Annotated in this window: 13 protein-coding genes and 4 pseudogenes; all 17 read left to right on the top strand. The window is 71.1% G+C overall.

The features are described from left to right. The first annotated feature begins 473 nt into the window (after positions 1–473). The 17 genes and pseudogenes from LRS04_RS24465 to LRS04_RS24385 all read left to right on the top strand — a co-directional run bounded on the left by LRS04_RS24465 (position 474) and on the right by LRS04_RS24385 (position 20104). A complete protein-coding gene (locus LRS04_RS24465) occupies positions 474–2156 on the top strand; it encodes a penicillin-binding protein 2 (protein ID WP_257818681.1) in 1683 nt (560 codons plus the stop codon). Beyond that, a pseudogene (locus tag LRS04_RS24460) lies at positions 2156–3618 on the top strand (UDP-N-acetylmuramoyl-L-alanyl-D-glutamate--2,6-diaminopimelate ligase). Before LRS04_RS24465 ends, LRS04_RS24460 begins: the two are co-directional and overlap by 1 nt. Then, the gene (gene murF / locus LRS04_RS24455; RefSeq protein ID WP_257818680.1) at positions 3611–5008 is read left to right on the top strand and encodes a UDP-N-acetylmuramoyl-tripeptide--D-alanyl-D-alanine ligase; all 1398 of its coding nucleotides are present in this window, start codon (positions 3611–3613) and stop codon (positions 5006–5008) included. Before LRS04_RS24460 ends, murF begins: the two are co-directional and overlap by 8 nt. After that, positions 5005–6114 (top strand): phospho-N-acetylmuramoyl-pentapeptide-transferase, encoded by a 1110-nt coding sequence (gene mraY, locus LRS04_RS24450; RefSeq protein WP_257818679.1) that lies wholly within the window; start codon positions 5005–5007, stop codon positions 6112–6114. Before murF ends, mraY begins: the two co-directional genes overlap by 4 nt. A 19-nt stretch (positions 6115–6133) precedes the next feature. After that, positions 6134–7551: pseudogene (murD, locus tag LRS04_RS24445) on the top strand (UDP-N-acetylmuramoyl-L-alanine--D-glutamate ligase). Beyond that, complete coding sequence (gene ftsW / locus LRS04_RS24440; protein ID WP_257818678.1) at positions 7548–8720, top strand: putative lipid II flippase FtsW; 1173 nt, start codon at positions 7548–7550, stop codon at positions 8718–8720. Before murD ends, ftsW begins: the two are co-directional and overlap by 4 nt. 13 nt (positions 8721–8733) lie before the next feature. Beyond that, positions 8734–9828 (top strand): undecaprenyldiphospho-muramoylpentapeptide beta-N-acetylglucosaminyltransferase, encoded by a 1095-nt coding sequence (gene murG / locus LRS04_RS24435; protein ID WP_257818676.1) that lies wholly within the window; start codon positions 8734–8736, stop codon positions 9826–9828. Between the two features lie 172 nt (positions 9829–10000). Next, positions 10001–10618: a hypothetical protein gene (locus LRS04_RS24430; protein WP_257818675.1), complete on the top strand. Its 618-nt coding sequence runs from the start codon at positions 10001–10003 to the stop codon at positions 10616–10618. A 363-nt stretch (positions 10619–10981) separates the two neighbouring features. After that, on the top strand, positions 10982–12403 hold the full coding sequence (gene murC, locus LRS04_RS24425; protein ID WP_257819245.1) for a UDP-N-acetylmuramate--L-alanine ligase: 1422 nt from the start codon (positions 10982–10984) through the stop codon (positions 12401–12403). After that, a complete protein-coding gene (gene murB / locus LRS04_RS24420; RefSeq protein WP_257818673.1) occupies positions 12400–13305 on the top strand; it encodes a UDP-N-acetylmuramate dehydrogenase in 906 nt (301 codons plus the stop codon). Before murC ends, murB begins: the two co-directional genes overlap by 4 nt. A gap of 93 nt (positions 13306–13398) precedes the next feature. Continuing rightward, positions 13399–14378 (top strand): annotated as a pseudogene (locus LRS04_RS24415) (D-alanine--D-alanine ligase). Further along, a complete protein-coding gene (locus LRS04_RS24410) occupies positions 14314–15213 on the top strand; it encodes a cell division protein FtsQ/DivIB (protein ID WP_257818671.1) in 900 nt (299 codons plus the stop codon). The pseudogene LRS04_RS24415 and the gene LRS04_RS24410 overlap by 65 nt, the downstream one beginning before the upstream one ends. Positions 15214–15229: 16 nt before the next feature. Continuing rightward, complete coding sequence (gene ftsA, locus LRS04_RS24405; protein WP_257818669.1) at positions 15230–16570, top strand: cell division protein FtsA; 1341 nt, start codon at positions 15230–15232, stop codon at positions 16568–16570. 256 nt (positions 16571–16826) lie between these two features. Beyond that, positions 16827–18274 (top strand): annotated as a pseudogene (ftsZ, locus tag LRS04_RS24400) (cell division protein FtsZ). 249 nt (positions 18275–18523) lie between these two features. After that, entirely contained in the window at positions 18524–19432 is a 909-nt protein-coding gene (gene lpxC, locus LRS04_RS24395; protein ID WP_257818668.1) for a UDP-3-O-acyl-N-acetylglucosamine deacetylase, read from the top strand. A gap of 62 nt (positions 19433–19494) precedes the next feature. Then, entirely contained in the window at positions 19495–19701 is a 207-nt protein-coding gene (locus tag LRS04_RS24390) for a hypothetical protein (RefSeq protein ID WP_257818665.1), read from the top strand. Further along, on the top strand, positions 19688–20104 hold the full coding sequence (locus tag LRS04_RS24385; RefSeq protein WP_257818664.1) for a pyridoxamine 5'-phosphate oxidase family protein: 417 nt from the start codon (positions 19688–19690) through the stop codon (positions 20102–20104). The genes LRS04_RS24390 and LRS04_RS24385 overlap by 14 nt, the downstream gene beginning before the upstream one ends. Positions 20105–20108 lie beyond the last annotated feature (4 nt).

Below are 20108 nucleotides of genomic sequence, written 5' to 3'. Positions count from 1 at the left end.
GGTTCGCGGGTTCCGCCTGGTCGACCTGGTCGCGCTGGGCCTGCTGGTGACGCTGATCCTGGGCGTCTACCTGGCCAAGACCGTCGCCGGCCGCGAGCGCGCCGAGATCGCCCGCATCGAGCGGCAGATCGGCGCCGAGAAGGCCCGCATCCGCCTGCTGCAGGCCGAGGTCAGCCACCTGGAGCAGCCGGCTCGGGTCGAGCACCTGTCCACCGCCTATCTCGGGATGAAGCCGGTCTCGGTGAAGCGCGAGGCCACCGTCGAGAACCTGCTCGACATCGCCCGCAACGCCCCGCCCGTGGTGCTGGCCGCCGCCGCGCCCGGCGACCTGCCGCCCGTCGTGATCGAGGAGACCGGCGCCGCGCTGGAGGCGGCCCCCGCCGTGTCCGCGACCCCCCGCCGAGGCCGGCCAATGAGCCTCGGCCTGCAATCCCTGGGCGGGGGCGCCGCTGTCGCGCTGGCTGGCCCGCTGGATGTGGGGCCTGGAGCACGCCTTCGAGCGCGCCCGGGCGTCCGGCCGGGCCGAGGACGACACCCGCCTGCGGATCTTCTTCGTCCTGGCGCTCTTCGCCACCGCCTTCCTGACGCTGGCGTTCGGCGCCACCCGTGCGGCGATGTTCTCGGGCCTGCGCCATGCCGACGGCCTCGCGCCCATCGCCGGGGCCGCGCGCGCCGACCTGACCGACCGCAACGGCCAGATGCTGGCCGCCGACCTCCTGCACTACGGCCTCTACATCGACCCGCGCGAGATCTGGGACACCGCCGAGACCCGCGCGGCGCTGGCCCGCACCCTGCCGGAGCTCGACCACCGCCGGCTGGAGCGCGCGCTGCGCGGCGAGCGCCGGGTGTTCGTGATGGGCGCGCTCACGCCCGAGCAGCGCGCCCGCGTGCACGAGCTCGGCCTGTCCGGCGTCTCCTTCGAGCCGGAAGAGCGCCGGGTCTATCCGCTGGGCTCCACCGCCGCCCACCTCCTGGGCTTCGCCGACACCGGCGGCGAGGGCCTGACCGGCGCCGAGGCCGCGCTCAACGAGGAGATCCGCCAGGCGGCCGCCCGCGGGGCGACGGTGCCGCTGTCCATCGACCTGCGCGTCCAGGCGGCGCTGGAGGACGAGCTCAACACGGCGGCCCGGGAGTTCAGCGCCAAGGGCGCCGTCGGCATCGTCACCAATGTCCACACCGGCGAGATTCTCGGGATGGCCAGCTATCCCACCTACGACCCGAACAAGCCGGGCGCCGCCAGCGACGACGCCAAGCTGAACCGCGCCGCAGCGTCGGTCTTCGAGATGGGCTCGACCTTCAAGGCGTTCACCGTGGCCATCGGCCTCGACGCCGGCGTCGCCACGCCCAGCTCCACCTTCGACGCCCGTGAGCCCTACAAGCTCGGCTACCGGACGATCCACGACTTCCACGCCGCCCGGAAGATCCTGACCCTGGTGGAGGTGTTCCAGCACTCCTCCAACATCGGCACCGCCAAGCTGGCCGTGGCCATCGGGCCGCAGCGGCTGTCGCAGTACTTCACCAACCTCGGCCTCACCAGCACCGCCAAGGTCGAGCTGATCGAGAGCGCGCGGCCGCTGACGCCGAAGAAGTGGGACGAGGACGCGGTGGCCTCCACCTCGTTCGGCCACGGCATGAACGTCTCGCCGCTGTCCCTGGTGATCGCCTACGACACCCTGATGAACGGCGGCCTGCTGAAGCCGCTGACCATCCGCAAGCTGCCGCCCGGCCAGGCGCCGGAGGGCCGCCGGGTGATGAGCGAACGCACCTCCGCCCAGATGCTGCAGATCATGCGCGCCAACGTCACCGGCGGCTCGGGCAAGTCGGCCAACGTCCCGGGCCTGTCGGTCGGCGGCAAGACCGGCACCGGGGAGAAGTACGATCCGGCGATCCGCGGCTATAATCACCAGCGGCAGGTGTCGTCCTTCGCCGCCGCCTTCCCGACGGAAGGGGCCATCGAGGACGACCGCTACATGGTGCTGATCCTGATGGACGAGCCCCGCGGCACGGCGAAGAGCTTCGGCCTGTCCACCGGCGGCGCGGTCGCCGCGCCGGTGGCCGGCCAGGTGATCTCGCGCATCGCCCCCTTCCTGGGCGTGCAGCGCAAGGCCTCGCTGGTCCCCGAAGGCGCGGCCTCGCCGTTCGCGGGAGAGTACTGATGCCCCGCCTGTCCGAACTCCTGCGCCGCGGTTTCGCCGACGATCCGGAGATCACCGGCGTCACCGCCGACAGCCGCAAGGTGGAACAGGGCTTCCTGTTCGCCGCCCTGCCGGGCTCCAAGGCCGACGGCGCGTCCTTCGCCGCCCAGGCCGTGGCCGCCGGCGCCGCGGCGGTGATCGCCGAGCGCGACCTCGACCTCTCCGCGCCGACCGTCGTGACGCCGGACCCGCGCCGGTCCTATGCGCTCGCCGCCTCGCACTTCTGGGGCGCCCAGCCGGCCACCTGCGTCGCGGTCACCGGCACCAACGGCAAGACCAGCGTCGCCAACTTCTGCCGCCAGATCTTCGCCCACGCCGGGCGCACCTCGGCCAGCATGGGCACCCTGGGCGTCACCGTCAGCCATCCCGACGGCCGCAACGACCAGATCACCCCGCCCGGCCTGACCACGCCCGACGCCGCCGACGTCGCCGAACTGCTGGCGAAGATCACCGAGATGGGCGTCACCCACTTCGCCATGGAAGCCTCGTCGCACGGCGTCGACCAGCGCCGGCTGGACGGCGTGCGCCTTGCGGCGGCGGGCTACCTCAACTTCACCCAGGACCACCTGGACTACCACGGCAGCATGGAGGCCTACCGGGCGGCCAAGCTGCGCCTGTTCGACACCCTGCTGCCGCGCGGCGGCATCGCCGTGCTGAACGCCGACTCCGGACGACTTCCCGGCCTTCGCCGCCGCCGCGGCCTGCGCGGGCCAGACGGTGTTCACCGTCGGCGAGGCGGGGCAGGGGCTGAAGCTCGTCTCCCGCACCCTGCTGCCCGAAGGCCAGCGGCTGGAGATCCTCGCCGAGGGCCGGACCTACACCGTGACCCTGCCGCTGGCCGGGGGCTTTCAGGCCTCCAACGCGCTCGTCGCCGCGGGCCTCTGCCTGGCCGCCGGCCTGACCCACGCCGAGGTGTTCGCCGGCCTGGAGGCGCTGGAGGGCGCGCCGGGCCGCCTGCAGCGCGTCGGCCACGGTCCGAACGGCGGCGAGGCCTACGTTGACTACGCCCACACCCCCGACGGCCTGGAGACCGTGCTGAAGGCGCTCCGCCCGCACGTCACCGGCAGGCTGATCGTGGTGTTCGGGGCCGGCGGCGACCGGGACCGGACGAAGCGCCCGATCATGGGCCGCATCGCCGCCGAGCTGGCCGACGTGGCCATCGTCACCGACGACAACCCCCGCTCCGAGGACCCCGCTGCGATCCGCGCCGAGGTGCTGGAAGGCGCCCATTCTTCAAGCAAAGGACGCGGCGCGAAGGACGTCGGCGACCGCCGCGCCGCGATCCGCGCCGCCGCCGCCATGCTTTCCGAGGGCGACATCCTGGTCGTCGCCGGCAAGGGCCACGAGCAGGGGCCAGACCATCGCCGGCGTCACCCATCCCTTCGACGACGTCACCGAGACCCGGGCCGCCCTCCATGGCTGACCCGCTCTGGACCGCTGAGGAGATCGCGGCCGCGACGGGCGGAAAGGTGGCGGGCGGCTTCCAGGCGGTCGGCGTCTCCATCGACACCCGCACGATCGAGCCGGGCGACCTGTTCGTCGCCCTGGGCGGCGTCCGCGACGGCCACGAGTTCGTCGCCCAGGCCCGGTCCAAAGGCGCGGCCGGCGTGCTCGCCTCGCAGCCGGTGGAGGCCCCGGCGGTGATGGTCGAGGACACCTTCGCCGCCCTCGAGAAGCTCGGCGTCGCCGCCCGCGAGCGCGCGCCGCAGGTCCGGCGCGGGGCCGTCACCGGCTCGGTCGGCAAGACCAGCGTCACCCAGGCGATCATGGCGGGCCTGCGCCTGGCCGGCCGGGCGCACTCGTCGGTGAAGAGCTACAACAACCACATCGGCGTGCCGCTGACGCTCGCCCGGATGCCGCGCGATGCCGAGCGGGCGGTGTTCGAGGTCGGCATGAACCACGCCGACGAGATCCGGCCGCTGGCGAAGTTCGTCCGTCCGCACGCCGCGGTGATCACCACCGTCGGCCCTGTCCACGTGGAGAACTTCCCGGACGGCGAGGCGGGCGTCGCCCGCGCCAAGGCCGAGATCTTCGAGGGCCTGGCGCCCGGCGGCGTCGCCGTGCTGAACGCCGACAACGTCTGGTTCGACCTGCTGAAGACGGAAGCGGAAAAGGTCGGCGCGACCATCCGCACCTTCGGCACGGGCGAGGGCTGCGACGCCCGGCTGATCGACTTCCAGGGGGCCGGCGGCCACGCCGTCGTCCAGGCCCGGCTGCACGGCAAGGCGCTGGACTTCCCGATCCTGCAGACCGGCTTCCACTGGGGGCTGAACAGCATGGCCGTCCTGCTGATGCTGGAGGCCCTCGACGTCGACCTCGGCGACAGCCTGGCGGCCCTGGGATCCTTCGAGCCGCTGGAGGGCCGCGGCGCCGAATACCTCCTCCGGCTGAAGGGCGGGACCGCCACCCTGATCGACGAGAGCTACAACGCCAATCCGGTCTCCATGGCCTCGGCGATCCGCACCCTCGGCGCCCGGTCCGTGGAGGGGCGGCGCATCGTCGCGCTGACCGACATGCTGGAGCTCGGCGGCGAGGCCCCGGCCTTCCACGCCGCCCTCGCGGAACCCCTCGATCGTGCGCAAATCGACCTCGTGTTCTGCGCCGGACCTTTGATGAAAAGCCTCTGGGACGCCCTTCCGCCGACTCGCCGGGGCGCGTACGCCGAAAGCGCGGCGGAACTCGCGCCGCGGATCGTCCAGGCCGTAGAGCCCGGCGATCTGGTGATGGTGAAGGGGTCGAACGGGTCCAAGGCCGGCGTGATCGCGCAGGCCCTGCGCGCGCTCGACTCCGCGGGTGAGGAGGGCGGCGCATGATCTACTGGCTCTACGAGCTTCTGGCCGCCGGCGGTTACATCCCGGGCCTCAACATCCTGAAGTACCAGACCACCCGCACGGGCCTGGCGATCTTCACCGCCCAGTTCATCGTCGTCCTGATGGGCTCGCGCTTCATCCGCTGGATGCAGGCCAAGCAGGGCAAGGGCCAGCCGATCCGCAAGGAAGGCATCGAGCGCCACATCGTCGAGAAGGCCGGCACGCCCACCATGGGCGGGGTGATGATCCTGGCCGGCCTGCTGGGCGGGACCCTGCTCTGGGGCGACCTGTCGAACCCCTACATCTGGGCCGTCGTCATCGTCACCGCGGGCTACGGCGCGCTCGGCTTCATGGACGACTACGCCAAGGTCACCAAGCAGACCACCGAGGGCGTCTCCGGCCGCGTCCGCCTCCTGCTGGAGGCGCTGATCGCCATGGCGGCGGTGGCCATCATCATCCTCTTCGCGGCCCGACCGCCGGAAAGCCCGGACCTGCTGACGTCCGTCACCTTCCCGATCTTCAAGCAGGCCTACCTCAACCTCGGCTGGGCCTATCTGCTGTTCGGCGCCTTCATCATCGTCGGCGCGGCCAACGCCGTGAACTTCACCGACGGCCTGGACGGCCTGGCCACGGTGCCGGTGATGATCGCCGCCGCCGCCTACGGCCTGATCGCCTACATCGTCGGCAACTTCGTCTTCTCGAACTACCTGCAGCTCCACTTCGTCCCGGGCGTGGGGGAGATCGCGGTGTTCTGCGGGGCGCTGATCGGCGCGGGCCTGGGCTTCCTCTGGTACAACGCGCCGCCGGCCAAGATCTTCATGGGCGACACCGGCTCCCTGGCGCTCGGCGGCGCGGTCGGCACCATCGCGGTGGCCACCCGGCACGAGATCATCCTGGCGGTCATCGGCGGCCTGTTCGTGGCCGAGACGCTGTCGGTGATGATCCAGGTCGCGTCCTTCAAGCTGACCGGCAAGCGCGTCTTCCGCATGGCGCCGGTGCACCACCACTTCGAGAAGCTCGGCTGGTCGGAGTCGACCGTGGTGATCCGCTTCTGGATCGTCGCGGTGATGCTGGCCCTCGTCGGCCTCGCCACCCTGAAGCTCAGGTAGGGGAGGGATCGCGCCAGCCATGATCCCGGTCCGCGGCTTCGAGGGGAAGACGGTGGCGGTGTTCGGCCTAGCCCGGACCGGCCTCGCCGCCGCGCGCGCCCTCATCGGCCGGCGGCCAGGTGGCGCTGTGGGACGACCAGCCCGCGACCCGCGCCGCGGCCCAGGCCGAGGGCTTCGAGCTCACCGACCTGACCACCGCCGACTGGAGCGCCTTCGCCGCGCTCATGCTGTCGCCGGGCGTGCCGCTGACCCACCCCGCCCCGCACTGGACCGTCGAGCGCGCCCGCGAGGCGGGCGTCGAGATCCTCGGCGACATCGAGCTCTTCGCCCGCACCGTCAACGCCGCGCCCGAGCACAAGCGGCCGAAGATCGTCGCCATCACCGGCACCAACGGCAAGTCGACGACCACCGCCCTGATCGCCCACATCTGCGCCCAGGCCGGGCGCGACACCCGCATGGGCGGCAACATCGGCGTGGGCGTGCTGGGCCTCGACGACATGCACGGCGGCGCCGTCTATGTGCTCGAGCTCAGCTCCTACCAGCTCGACCTGACGTCCAGCCTGCACCCGGACGTGGCGATCATCCTGAACGTCAGCCCCGACCACCTGGACCGGCACGGCGGCATGGAGGGCTATGTCGCCGCCAAGCGCCGCATCCTCGCCAACCAGGGCAAGGGCGACACCGCCGTCATCGGCGTGGACGATCCCTGGGGCGCGCGCATCTGCACCGAGATCACCGCCGCCAACCGCCGGACCATCGTGCCGGTCTCGGCGTCCAAGGCCATGGGCCGCGGGGTCTACGCCCTGCAGGGCATGCTCTACGACGCCACCGGCGAGCGCGCCGTCGAGGTCGCCGACCTGACCCGCGCCCGCTCGCTGCCGGGCCGGCACAACTGGCAGAACGCGGCCGCCGCCTACGCCGCCGCCAAGGGCCTTGGCATCCCGCCGGAAGAGGCGGCCGAGCACCTGATGAGCTTCCCGGGCCTCGCCCACCGGATGGAGACGGTCGGCGCCATCGGCCGGGTCCGCTTCGTCAACGACAGCAAGGCCACCAACACAGACGCCGCCCGCCAGGCCCTGTCGAGCTATCCGAAGGTCTACTGGATCGCCGGCGGCCAGCCGAAGACCGGCGGCATCGAGGCGCTCGCCGACCTCTTCCCGCGCATCCAGAAGGCCTATCTGATCGGCGAGGGCGCGCCGCTCTTCGCCGACACCCTCAAGGGCAAGGCCGAGGTCCAGGCGTGCGGGACGATGGCCGCCGCCGTCCAGGCCGCCTACGCCGACGCCGCCGCCTCGGGCCAGGACGCCATCGTCCTGCTGTCGCCGGCCGCCGCCTCCTTCGACCAGTTCAAGGACTTCGAGGACCGCGGCGAGGCCTTCCCGCGCCGCCGTCGCCGGCCTGCAGAACCCCGCCGCCGCCAACAAGGGCGCCGCATGACGCCCTCCCAGGCCCACGCCTTCGCCCGCTCCGACCGCACGCCGATCGGTGTCTGGTGGTGGACGGTGGACCGCTGGATGCTGGGCGTCGTCGGCCTGCTGATCTTCATCGGCGTCCTGATGTCGTTCGCCGCCAGCCCGGCGGCGGCCGTGCGGATGAACCTCGGCGACCCGTTCCACTTCGCGGTGCGCCAGTGCGTCTTCGCCGGCGCCTCGGCCGTCGTCCTGATCGCCGCCTCCATGCTCGACGTGAAGGGGGTCCGCAGGGCCGCCTTCTTCATCTGGCTGGCGGCCATCGCGGTGATGATCGCCCTGCCGTTCATCGGCCACAACGCCAAGGGGGCGACCCGCTGGCTGGAGTTCGGCGGCTTCACCTTCCAGCCGTCGGAGTACATGAAGCCGGCGCTGATCATCCTCGTCGCCTGGATGTTCGCCGAGGGCCAGAAGGGGCAGGGGGTGCCGGGCGTCTCCATCGCCTTCGGCCTCTACTTCATCTCGGTCGCCCTGCTGCTGATCCAGCCGGACGTCGGCCAGACGGTGCTGATCACGGTGGCCTTCGGCGCCGCCTTCTGGATGGCCGGCGTGCCGCTCTCCTGGGTGATGCTGCTGGGCGCGACCGCGATCGCGGGGCTCAGTTCGACCTACTTCCTGTTCCCCCACGTGGCGAGCCGCGTCGACCGCTTCCTCAGCCCCGACAAGGCCGACACCCACCAGGTCGACCGCGCCGCCGAGGCCATCGCCGCCGGCGGCTTCTTCGGCCGCGGGCCGGGGGAGGGCGTCATGAAGCGCCATGTGCCCGACCTGCACACCGACTTCATCTATTCGGTGGGCGCCGAGGAGTACGGCCTCATCTTCTCCCTGCTGCTGATCAGCCTCTTCGCCTTCATCGTGATCCGCGGCCTCTACCGGGCCATGAAGCTCTCCGACCCCTTCGAGCAGGTGGCCGCCGCCGGCCTCTTCGTGCTGGTCGGCCAGCAGGCCTTCATCAATGTGGCGGTGAACCTCAACCTGATCCCGACCAAGGGCATGACCCTGCCGTTCATCAGCTACGGCGGCTCGTCCATGATCGCCATGGGGCTGACGCTGGGCCTGGCCCTGGCGCTCACCCGCCGTCGTCCCGGGGCCTACCTGGCCAACGAAGGGCTCGCCAAGGCCGGCGCGTTCGCTTAGTGGCCTCGGCATCATGAATAAGCTCGCGGTCGTCGCCGCCGGGGGCACCGGCGGTCACCTGTTTCCCGCCCAGGCGCTCGCCGAGACGCTGATCGCGCGCGGCTGGCGCATCGTGCTGGCCTCCGACGAACGCGTGGCGGGCCTGGCGCAGGACTTCCCCGCCGAACAGCGCATCGGCCTCTCGGCCGCCACCTACAAGCCGGGCGACCCGATCGGCATGGCCCGCGCCGGCTTCGCCGTGCTCGGCGGCGCCCTGAAGGCCCGCCGCGAGTTCCGCAAGCTCGATCCCGCCGTGGTCGTCGGCTTCGGCGGCTATCCGTCGGCGCCCGCCCTGGTCGCCGCCATCCTCGACCGTCGCCCGACGGTGATCCACGAGCAGAACGCGGTCATGGGCCGGACCAACCGGATGCTGGCCAGCCATGTGAAGACCGTCGCCTGCGCGTTCCCGACCCTGCAGAAGGCTCCGCCGAAGGTGGCCGGCAAGGCGATCGTGGTCGGCAATCCCGTGCGCCCGCCGATCCGGGCGCTCGCCGAGCTGTCCTACACGCCGCCCGAGCCGGGCGGCCCGGTCCGCCTGCTGGTCACCGGCGGCAGCCAGGGCGCGCGCCTGCTCTCCGAACTGGTGCCCGAGGCGATCAAGGTCCTGCCCGAGGACCTGCGCCAGCGGCTTTCGGTCCAGCAGCAGACCCGCGCGGAATCCATGACCCAGGCCCGCCGGGTCTATCGCGACGCCATGGTCGACGCCGAGATCGCCCCCTTCTTCCGCGACCTCGCCGGCCGGCTGTCCGCCGCCCACCTGGTGATCGGCCGCTCGGGCGCCGGCACGGTCTGCGAGCTGGCGGTGGCCGGCAAGCCCTCGATCCTCGTGCCGCTGGCCATCGCCATCGACGACGACCAGGGCCAGAACGCCCGCCTGCTGGCCGAGGCCGGCGGCGCCGAGGTCGCCCGCGAGCACCAGCTCACCGTCGACAGCCTGGCCGGCGCCCTGGAGAAGCTGCTGAACAACCCGGCCCGCCTCACCCGCATGGCCGCCGCCGCCCGCTCCGTCGCCATCCCCGACGCCGCCGAGCGCCTCGCCGACGTGGTCGAACGCACCGCCCGCAGCTAGCCCTCTCCCTACCCTCTCCCTCTCGGGCTTCGCCCGGGGGAGGAGGAGTGGAGCTGAGACTCAAAGCCATCACCTCCTCTCCCCCGCGAAGCGGAGAGGGAGAGAGGGGGAGAGAGGCCTGCAGCCGAAAAACCTTGACTTGTCGGGCCTGGTATGTTCTCGTTTCGTTCTCATGGCCGACGACGCAGCCCAGCTTGGAGAAGACCGTCACACCGTGACGCTCCGCGCGCTCGCGGGGATGAGCCTCGAGCTCTGCCGCGACCTGCAGCGGCGGGCGCTGGACGCCGAGAGCCCCGAAGACGCCGTCCGCCTCGCCACCGCCTTCCACCGGGTCAGCCGCGGCCTGCGCCAGACGCTGGCGCTCGAACTCAAGCTGGTCCGCTACAAGGACGATCTGCACTTCAAGGCTCAGGAGAAAGCCGACCTCGCCGAAGCCCGGGCGAAGGCCGAAGCCGACCTGCACGAGGTCGCCGTCGACCAGCGCCGGAAGGACGTCTGGGAACAGGTCGGCGACTGCTTTTGGACCGAGCACGAAGGCGCCGACTGGAACCTCCCCGACGACGGGATCGACAAGCCCGACCGCCCGCCGCCCGAAGACCCCATGTGGGACAGGCTCGACGCCTTCCTCGATGAACAGGAAGCCAAGCCCGACTTCCTCACCCGCGACTTCGACCTCCTGGTCATCGAAGCCTGCGACGCCATCGGCGCCGACCCCACCCTCATCTACGACATCCGCGGCCGCGAATGGGCCGAACCCGAGACCGAGCCCGAGACCGCCGACTCCAGCTAACCCCCCTCCGCTCATCCCGGCGAAAGCCGGGATCCAAGCCAGAGTCCGCAGCCGCGCCGCGGGAATGAACCACAGAACCACACAGAACCACACAGAAGGCGGGCCACCGGATGGCCAGGCGCCTCCATCACCATGCGCGCCTTCCAGGCGCGCGATTCACGCTCGCCATCTCACCGACCTCAACCCGCTCGCCCCTTCTGTGTGGTTCTGTGTGTTTCTGTGGTTCCAAACCCGGACCGCACCCAGACCCGCCGGCCAGCACCCATCCGGGTGTCTCGTTGCGAAACCGGGATGACGGACGAAGGGGAAGAGGACGCGCTGCCGCCCCTTTCGTCTCCCGGCCTTTCCGCCTATTCCGGCTTCATGACTCGCCGCCCCGTCCCCTTCGAGATCGGTCCCGTGCACTTCGTCGGCATCGGCGGCATCGGCATGAGCGGCATCGCCGAGATCATGCTGCGCACCGGCTATACGGTGCAGGGCTCCGACGCCAAGGCCAGCGCCAACACCGAGCGGCTGGAGAAGCTGGGCGCGAAGATCTTCATCGGCCACGACGCGGCCAATGTCGAAGGCGCCTACGCCCTCGTCTATTCGACCGCCGTGAAGGCCGACAATCCGGAGATGGTCGCCGCCCGCGAGCGCCGCCTGCCGTTGGTCCGCCGGGCCGAGATGCTGGCCGAGCTGATGCGCCTGCAGTTCTCCGTGGCGGTGGGCGGCACCCACGGCAAGACCACGACGACCTCCATGGTCGCCTCCCTGCTGGACGCCGGCGGGCTCGACCCGACGGTGGTCAACGGCGGCATCATCAACGCCTACGGCACCAATGCGAAGGTCGGCGCCGGCGACTGGATCGTGGTCGAGGCCGACGAGAGCGACGGCACCTTCCTGAAGCTCAAGTCGACGGCCGCCATCGTCACCAACATCGACCCCGAGCACCTCGACCACTACGGGGACTTCGAGGCGGTGAAGAAGGCTTTCCGCGACTTCGTGGAGAACATCCCGTTCTACGGTTTCGCGGCGGTCTGCATCGACCACCCCGAGGTCCAGGCCATGACCGCCCGCGTCGAGAACCGCCGGCTCGTCACCTATGGCGTGAACCCCCAGGCCGAGGTCCGCGCCCACGACGTCAGCATGGGCCCCGAGGGCGCCCGGTTCTCGGTGACCATCCACGGCCGCGAGGCCGAGCCGGTGGTCTATGCCGACCTGCGCCTGCCGATGACCGGACAGCACAACGTCCAGAATGCGCTGGCCGCCATCGCCGTCGCCCGCGAGCTTGGCGTCGACGCCGAGGCGATCCGCAAGGGCCTGGCCGAGTTCGGCGGGGTGAAACGCCGCTTCACGACCACCGGCGTTGCCAACGGCGTCCGCGTCGTCGACGACTACGGCCACCACCCCGTGGAGATCGCCTCGGTGCTCAAGGCCGCCCGCGCGGTCACCGAGGGCAAGGTGGTCGCCGTCGTCCAGCCGCACCGCTACACCCGGCTCCGCGACCTCTTCGACGACTTCTGCCATTGCTTCAACGACGCCGACACGGTGATCGTCGCCGACGTCTATGCGGCGGGCGAGGCGCCGATCGAGGGTGTCGACCGCGACGCCCTGGTGGCCGGCCTGCGCCGCTACGGCCACCGCCGCGCCATCCCGCTCGCCTCGCCGAAGGAGCTCGCCGGCCTCGTGCAGGTGGAGGCCAGGGCCGGCGACGTGGTCGTCCTGCTGGGCGCCGGCGACATCACGAACTGGTCCTACGCCCTGCCGGGCGAGCTGGAAGCCCTGGGCCAGGCCGCCGAATGAGCTGGCTCGACGCCCTGCCGACCGTGCGCGGCAAGCTCCTGAAGGGCGAGCCGCTCGGCCCCTTCACCTGGTTCCGGGTCGGCGGTCCGGCCGATGCGATCTTCCTGCCCGAGGACGAGGACGACCTCGCCGCCTTCCTGAAGGCCCTGCCGGCCGAGGTCCCGGTGACCCTGCTGGGCGTCGGCTCCAACACCCTCGTCCGCGACGGCGGCGTGGACGGCGTGGTGATCCGCCTGGGCAAGGCCTTCGCCAGGGTCGAACCGCGCGGCGGCAACCGCATCTACGCCGGCGCGGCCGTGCTGGACGCGACCCTGGCGCGCGAGGCCGGCAAGGCCGGGATCGCGGGCCTCGAGTTTTACCGCGGCGTGCCGGGCTCCATCGGCGGGGCGCTGGTCATGAACGCCGGCTGCTACGGCTCCGAGACCAAGGACGTCCTGGTCGAGGCCTATGCGCTCACCCGCGCCGGCGAGCGGATCACCCTCTCCAACGCCGACCTCGGCTACAGCTACCGCAAGTCCGCCCGGGCCGCGGCCGAGCCGCTGATCTTCCTGGGCGCGCTCTTCGAGGGCCGGCCGGACGACCCGGCGGCGATCGCCGCCCGCATGGACGAGATCACCGCGCGCCGCGAGAAGACCCAGCCGATCCGCGAGAAGACCGGCGGCTCCACCTTCAAGAACCCGCCGGGCCATTCGTCCTGGAAGCTGGTCGACGACGCCGGCTGGCGCGGCAAGCCGTTCGGCGGGGCGATGTTCTCACCGCTGCACTCCAACTTCCTGATCAACACCGGCGAGGCGACGGCCGCCGACCTCGAGGGCCTGGGCGAGGCGGTCCGCGCCGACGTGAAGGCCAAGTTCGGCGTCGACCTCGACTGGGAAATCAAGCGTATCGGCAAGCCGGGCTAGGGGGCTGACAATGAAAGCATTCTTCCCGGCGACTGCCCTGGACACCGTCGCCGACCGCGACATCGACTTCCGCCAGTATCCTAAGGAGGCGAAGTGAGCCTTCCCCTTACCGGACATCACGTCGCCGTCCTGCTGGGCGGCCCCTCCTCGGAGCGCGAGGTCAGCCTCGTGTCGGGCCGCGAATGCGCCGACGCCCTGGAGCGCCTCGGCGCCAAGGTCAGCCGCGTGGACGCCGGCCGCGACCTGGCGCAGGTGCTGACCGGGCTGAAGCCCGACGTCTGCTTCAACGCCCTGCACGGCGAGTGGGGCGAGGACGGCTGCGTCCAGGGCGTGCTGGAGACGCTGCAGATCCCGTACACCCACTGCGGCGTGCTGGCCTCCGCGCTGGCCATGGACAAGGCCAAGGCCAAGGCGGTGCTGGCGGCGGCCGGCGTCGTGGTCCCGGGCGGCGGCCTCTTCAATCGTCACGACGTGGCCGCCGGCCATGTGATCGCGCCGCCCTATGTGGTGAAGCCGAACGCCGAGGGCTCCTCGGTCGGCGTGTTCATCGTCCACGAGGGGCGCCAATACCCCGCCGCAGGAGGTCGTGGCCCCGTCCTGGACCTTCGGCGAGGAGGTGATGGTCGAGCCCTACATCCGCGGTCTCGAGCTGGCCGTGGGGGTGATGGACGGCAAGGCCATGACCGTCACCGAAATCGTTCCGAAGACCGCCTTTTATGACTACGAGGCGAAGTACGGGGGAGGGCGGCTCGGAGCACGTGGTTCCGGCCAGGATTCCGCCGCATGCGATTGAAAAGGCGAAGAAACTTTCCGAGATGGCGCACGCCGCTCTTGGTTGTCGGGGCGTTACCCGGTCGGACCTGCGTTATGACGACATTAACGACATCATGGTCCTTTTGGAGGTCAACACCCAGCCCGGCATGACGCCCACCTCGCTCGTCCCCGAGCAGGCGGCGGCGCAGGGCGTGGGATTCGACGACCTGGTGCTGTGGATCACGGAGGACGCCTATGCCCGCGGCGGTGCGGGGAGGATCGCAAACTCAGGCGAAGCCTCGGGGCAAGCAGCCCCCTAGCGCCAAGCGCGCCCCGGCCCGCAGGCCGGCGGCGACTGCGGCTCCGCGCGCCGAGGGCGCCGGCATCTCTCCGAAGATGGCCCTGATCGCCTCCGTCGCCGTGCTGGCCATGGTGGGGGCCGGCGTGCTCGCCACCGGCGGCCGCGGCGAGCGGCTCGTCCACGACGTGGGCGTGGGCGTTGACCACCGGTTCGGCGCGGCGGGCTTCCGGCTTGCCGCCGTCCACGTGGAAGGCGCCTCGGCCATGGCCACGCCGGACATCGTCGCCGCCACCGGCGTCTACAAGGACCAGCCGCTGCTCGGCCTCGACCTGGAAGCCGTCCGCCAGTCCGTGGAGCAGGTGGGCTGGGTCAAGGAAGCGCGCGTCGTGCGCCTGCTGCCGGACACCCTGGTCATCGCCGTCGTCGAGCGGAAGCAGCTCGCCGTCTGGCAGCATGGCGGCCGGACCCTGGTCATCGACGAGCGCGGCCAGCCGATCCCCGAGGCCGATCCCGGCCGCTTCCCGACCCTTCCGCTGGTGGTCGGCCTGGGCGGCGCCGAGATGGCGCCCGGCATCCTGCCGACGCTGGCCCAGCGTCCCCGGCTGATGGAGCGGATGGAGGCGCTGGTGCGCGTCGACAACCGCCGCTGGGACCTGCGGATGAAGGACGGCTCGATCGTCCAGCTTCCCGCGGTCGGCGAGGAGGAGGCCCTGGGTCAGCTCGAGCAGCTGGACCAGCGCAGCCACATCCTCGAGCTCGGCTTCGAGCGCATCGACCTGCGCAACCCCGATGTGGTGGCCGTCCGGCCCCGACAGGCCGTCCCGGCCGGCCAACTCGTCGCAGAAGGCGCATGAGGACGTAAGGAAAGAGATGCTCAAGACCGCGTCGCGCGAAGAACAGAAGAAGAAGGAAGGCCGCGAAGGCCTCCGGGCCGCCATGTCGCGGCCTCAGGTCGTGGCGGCCGTGGACCTCGGCGCGTCCAAGGTCACCTGCTTCATCATGAAGCCGGACGGCGTGCGCCGCGGCGACCGCACCCTCACCACCTCCGGTGTCGGCTATGTCCAGTCGCGCGGCATCCGCGGCGGCTCGATCGTCAATCTCGACGAGGCGTCGGAAGCCATCGCGCAGGCCGTCGAGCGCGCCGAGAACGTGGCCGGCGTCAGCGTCCAGGGCGTCACCGTCGCCACCGCCGGCGGCCAGCTCACCTCCACCCGCGTGGCCGGTCGCGTCAGCCTTGGCGCGCGCCCGATCAGCGACAACGACCTCGTCCGGGCGATCAGCCACGCCCTGGCCCAGATCAAGCTGCCTGGCCGCCGGGCCGCCCACATCCTGCCGATCGCCTGGGCGGTGGACGGGCAGGGCGGGGTGCGCGACCCGCGCGCCATGTTCGGCCGCACGCTGGGCGTCGAGCTGCTCGTCGTCTCGGTGTCGGAAGCCGTCTTCCAGACGCTGGGCGCCTGCGTCGAGCGCGCCCACCTGCAGTTCGACGGCGTGGTCGCCGCCCCGTTCGTCTCCGCGCTCGCCGCGCTGGAGGAGGACGAGATGGACCTTGGCGCCGTCTGCATCGACATGGGCGGCGGCTCCACCTCGGCGGCGGTGTTCAACGCCGGCAGCCTCGTGCACGTGGAGACCGTGCCGGTCGGCGGCCAGCACGTGACCCAGGACATCGCCCGCGGCCTGTCGACCTCCATCGCCGGCGCCGAGCGCATCAAGACCCTGCACGGCTCGGCCATCGCCTCGGCCAACGAGGACCGCGAGATGATCGAGGCCCCGCCGCGCGGCGACGACCCCGGCGCCGGTCCCGTCGTGGCGCCGCGCTCGCTCCTGAAGGGCATCATCGCGCCGCGGGTCGAGGAGACGCTCGAGCTGCTTCGCGACCGGCTCAAGGCCAGCCATGCGCCGGTCGAGCCGGGCGCCGGTCTTGTCATCACCGGCGGCGCGAGCCAGCTCGCCGGCGTCCGCGAAGTGGCCGTGCGCGTGTTCGATCGCCCGGTCCGCCTCGGCCGTCCGCGCCGCGTGCCGCATCTCGCCGACGCGGCCTCCGGTCCGGCGTTCACCGCCGCCGCCGGCATCCTGCACCGCGCCGCGTTCGGTCCTCGCGAGGCGGTCAGCGCCAAGGCGCTCGCATCCGCCAAGCTCCGCCGCGAGCCCCTGGATCCCCGCGCCAACCCGGTCGCCAAGGCGGCCTCCTGGCTGCGCGACAACCTTTAGCGCTACCAGTCCGCCTTAAGCTTTACGGCCAAGCTCCGGGTTGCGAGACATGCCGTCGCAGCCTCCGCGCGATTCGCGCGACCCTTGTGGAGCAAGGGGAAAATTAGGGTCCGGGCGGGTCGAACGCCGTCCGACTCACGGTATGGCCTTAACCCTCGCTTAAGGATGACGGCGCAGATTTTCACCCATCCTTAAGGAGACGCTGGCCGGGCGGTCGGTCGGCGTTGATACGGTTTTGGGAAGGACGCAGGGTCCGATGGCAATTTCTCTTTCAGCTCCGAAGGCGACAGAACTGAAGCCTCGGATCGTCGTGTTCGGCGTCGGCGGCGCGGGCGGCAACGCCGTCAACAACATGATCGAGGCGGGGCTCGAAGGGGTCGAGTTCGTCGTCGCCAACACCGACGCCCAGCAGCTGCAGTTCTCCAAGACCGACCGGCGCATCCAGCTCGGCGTGCTGGCCACCCAGGGCCTGGGCGCCGGCGCGCACCCGGAAGTCGGGATGCACGCGGCCGAGGAGTCGATCCCGGAGATCGGCGAGCACCTGGACGGCGCCCACATGGTCTTCATCACCGCCGGCATGGGCGGCGGCACCGGCACCGGCGCGGCCCCGATCATCGCCAAGTGCGCCCGCGAGCGCGGCATCCTGACCGTCGGCGTGGTCACCAAGCCCTTCCACTTCGAAGGCCGTCACCGCATGCGCCTGGCCGACGCCGGCATCGGTGAGCTGCAGCGCTACGTCGACACGCTGATCGTCATCCCGAACCAGAACCTGTTCCGCGTGGCCAACGAGCGGACGACCTTCGCCGAGGCCTTCGGCATGGCCGACCAGGTCCTGCACTCGGGCGTGCGCTCCATCACCGATCTGATGGTGCTGCCGGGCCTGATCAACCTCGACTTCGCCGACGTCCGCACGGTGATGACCGAGATGGGCAAGGCGATGATGGGCACCGGCGAGGCGACCGGCGACGACCGCGCCCTGATGGCCGCCCAGAACGCGATCCAGAACCCGCTGCTGGACGAAGTGTCCCTGAAGGGCGCCAAGGCCGTGCTGGTGAACGTCACCGGCGGCCTCGACATGACCCTGCTGGAAGTCGACGAAGCGGCTAACGCCATCGCCGAGCAGGTCGACCCGGAAGCCAACATCATCTTCGGCGCCGCGTTCGATCCGGCGCTCGACGGCAAGATCCGCGTGTCGGTGGTCGCCACCGGGATGGACGGCGTCTCCATCGCCGCCATCGAGCCGCGCTTCGAGCGCCGCGCCAACACCACGGCCCAGCCGCTGACCATCCAGCCGGCCGCGCCGGCCGTGGAGCCGGAGCCGGTCGCCGCCGTGGAGGCCGAGCCTGTGACCGCCTTCGCCCAGGCCGAGGAAGAAGAACAGCCCGACCTCTATGCCGCGCCCGTGGCCGAGGCCCAGCCGGTCACCCGCATCGTCGATCCGGCCGTCGAGGATGTGTCCCACGACGAGCCCCTGTTCGCCGAGCCCTACGAGTCCCGGCGTCCGCGCGGCGGCTTCCTGAGCCTGTTCGGCGGCCGTCCGCGCTACGAAGCCCCGCCGCAGGCGGCGGCTCCGGCCCCCGCGCCGCGTGCGGCGGCGAGCCGCGGCGGCCCCCCTGCCGCCGGAAGCGCCGCAGGCCGCCGAGGAGCCCGACACGGGCGAGGACCTGGAGATCCCCCTCCTTCCTCCGCCGCCTCGCGAACTGAGCGGCCGCGACACCCGGCCGACGGTCTGAAAGTCCGCCCCGCAGCGCAGGCTGCGGGGCGTTTTTCGGTTGCCCGTGGGGCGGCGCCCATGACGGTTCTGCGACCTCGGACTAGGCCGCTGTTCACCGTCCCAAAGCGAAACAAAGCGAAACAGGAAGTGCTTTGCTGCGCTGCGGCAAACACCTTAGCCAGACGTTGGGACGTAGTGCGGCCTTCGCGGCCACTCGGACGATCACAGGAAATTCCCCTTTGGCCGCAGACGCATTTCAAGACCGGGCGTTCCAGCACACGCTCCGGGCCCCGGCGCTCTTTGCCGGCGTCGGCGTGCACACGGGCGCCTATACGCGCGTCGACGTGCGTCCGGCTCCGGTCGACCATGGGATCGTCTTCGTCCGCACGGACGTGATCGACCGCGACAACCGCGTGCCCGCGACGGGCGGGGCGGTCTGCAAGACGCAGCTCGGCACGGTCATCGGCAACGCCGCCGGGGTCACCGTCTCCACCATCGAACACCTGATGGCGGCCTTCGTGATGCTGGGCGTCGACAACGCGGTCGTCGAGCTCGACGGCCCCGAGATGCCGATCATGGACGGCTCGTCCGAACCCTTCGTGCGCATCCTCGACCGCGCCGGCCGCCGGGCGCAGGACGCCGCGCGCCGCTACATCGAGATCCTGGATGTCATCGAGGTCGTGGACGGCGACAAGCGCGCCGCCCTGGTGCCCGCCGAACGCTTCGAGATGGCGTTCGAGATCCGCTTCCCGACCGCCGTGATCGGCACCCAGGCCATCGACATGGTGATGGATGGCCCGACGTTCCGCCGGGAACTGGCCGATTGCCGGACCTTCGGCTTCGCCCACGAGGTCGAAGCCCTGCGCGCCATGGGCCTGGCCCGCGGCGGCAGCCTGGAGAACGCGGTGGTCATCGAGGGCGACCGTATCCTCAACCCGGAAGGCCTGCGCCGTCCGGACGAGTTCGTGCGCCACAAGGCTCTGGACGCCATCGGCGACCTCTATGTCCTGGGCATGCCGATCGTCGGCCGCTTCGAGGGCTCGCTGGCCGGCCATGCGATCAACAACCAGCTCGTCCGCGCGCTCCTGGCGCGCCCGGCCGCCTGGCGCGTGAAGACCTTCGTCGAAGACCTCGCCGAGGCCGTCTGAGGCCTGGGCTGTTGCGAGTCGTTCGCAGCGGGTGTTGACTGCCTCCGAAGAGGAGGCCTTCCATGACCGACGAGCCGATGCAGGCCGCGCTGGCGAGGCTCTACAAGCCGCCGCATCAGTTCACTGTCGCCAAGGCCATCGATCACATCGATCCACACGGTCGGAAGTTCATCGCGCATTCGCCTTTCGTGGTGATCGGCACGATGGGGGGAGGGCGGGCTCGACGTTTCGCCCCGCGGCGGCGGCCCAGGCTTCGTGAAGGTCGATGAGGCGGGCAAGGCGCTGTTCATGCCCGACCGGCCGGGCAACAACCGCATCGACAGCCTGAAGAACCTGTCCGAAACCGGCGAGATCGGGATGATGTTCATGATCCCGGGCATGGACGACGTCTACCGGGTGAACGGCCGAGCCGAACTCGTGAACGACCAGGACCTTGCCGAGGCCTTCATCGAGTTCGGAAAAGCGCCGCGTTCGGTGTTGCGTATCGAGGTCCGCGAGGCCTTCCTGCACTGCCCGAAGGCCCTCATGCGCGCCGACCTGTGGGGCGACACCCACCGCATCGAACGCGCGGAGTTCCCCTCGCTCGCCGAGATGGTGAGCGACCAGATCGGCCTGCCGAAACCGCAGACCACCCACGAACAGCAGGTGGCGCAACTGAAGGAAAGTCTCTAAGCGC

It is taken from the genome of Phenylobacterium sp. J367 (genome assembly GCF_024699985.1).
Classification (GTDB): domain Bacteria; phylum Pseudomonadota; class Alphaproteobacteria; order Caulobacterales; family Caulobacteraceae; genus Phenylobacterium.
This window is presented reverse-complemented; position numbering and strand designations above follow the sequence as displayed.

Coding starts and splice junctions, on each gene's coding strand:
- LRS04_RS24465 (WP_257818681.1), top strand. CDS start 474: ATGTGGGGCCTGGAGCACGCCTTCGAGCGCGCCCGGGCGTCCGGCCGG.
- murF (WP_257818680.1), top strand. CDS start 3,611: ATGGCTGACCCGCTCTGGACCGCTGAGGAGATCGCGGCCGCGACGGGC.
- mraY (WP_257818679.1), top strand. CDS start 5,005: ATGATCTACTGGCTCTACGAGCTTCTGGCCGCCGGCGGTTACATCCCG.
- ftsW (WP_257818678.1), top strand. CDS start 7,548: ATGACGCCCTCCCAGGCCCACGCCTTCGCCCGCTCCGACCGCACGCCG.
- murG (WP_257818676.1), top strand. CDS start 8,734: ATGAATAAGCTCGCGGTCGTCGCCGCCGGGGGCACCGGCGGTCACCTG.
- LRS04_RS24430 (WP_257818675.1), top strand. CDS start 10,001: ATGGCCGACGACGCAGCCCAGCTTGGAGAAGACCGTCACACCGTGACG.
- murC (WP_257819245.1), top strand. CDS start 10,982: ATGACTCGCCGCCCCGTCCCCTTCGAGATCGGTCCCGTGCACTTCGTC.
- murB (WP_257818673.1), top strand. CDS start 12,400: ATGAGCTGGCTCGACGCCCTGCCGACCGTGCGCGGCAAGCTCCTGAAG.
- LRS04_RS24410 (WP_257818671.1), top strand. CDS start 14,314: ATGCCCGCGGCGGTGCGGGGAGGATCGCAAACTCAGGCGAAGCCTCGG.
- ftsA (WP_257818669.1), top strand. CDS start 15,230: ATGCTCAAGACCGCGTCGCGCGAAGAACAGAAGAAGAAGGAAGGCCGC.
- LRS04_RS24390 (WP_257818665.1), top strand. CDS start 19,495: ATGACCGACGAGCCGATGCAGGCCGCGCTGGCGAGGCTCTACAAGCCG.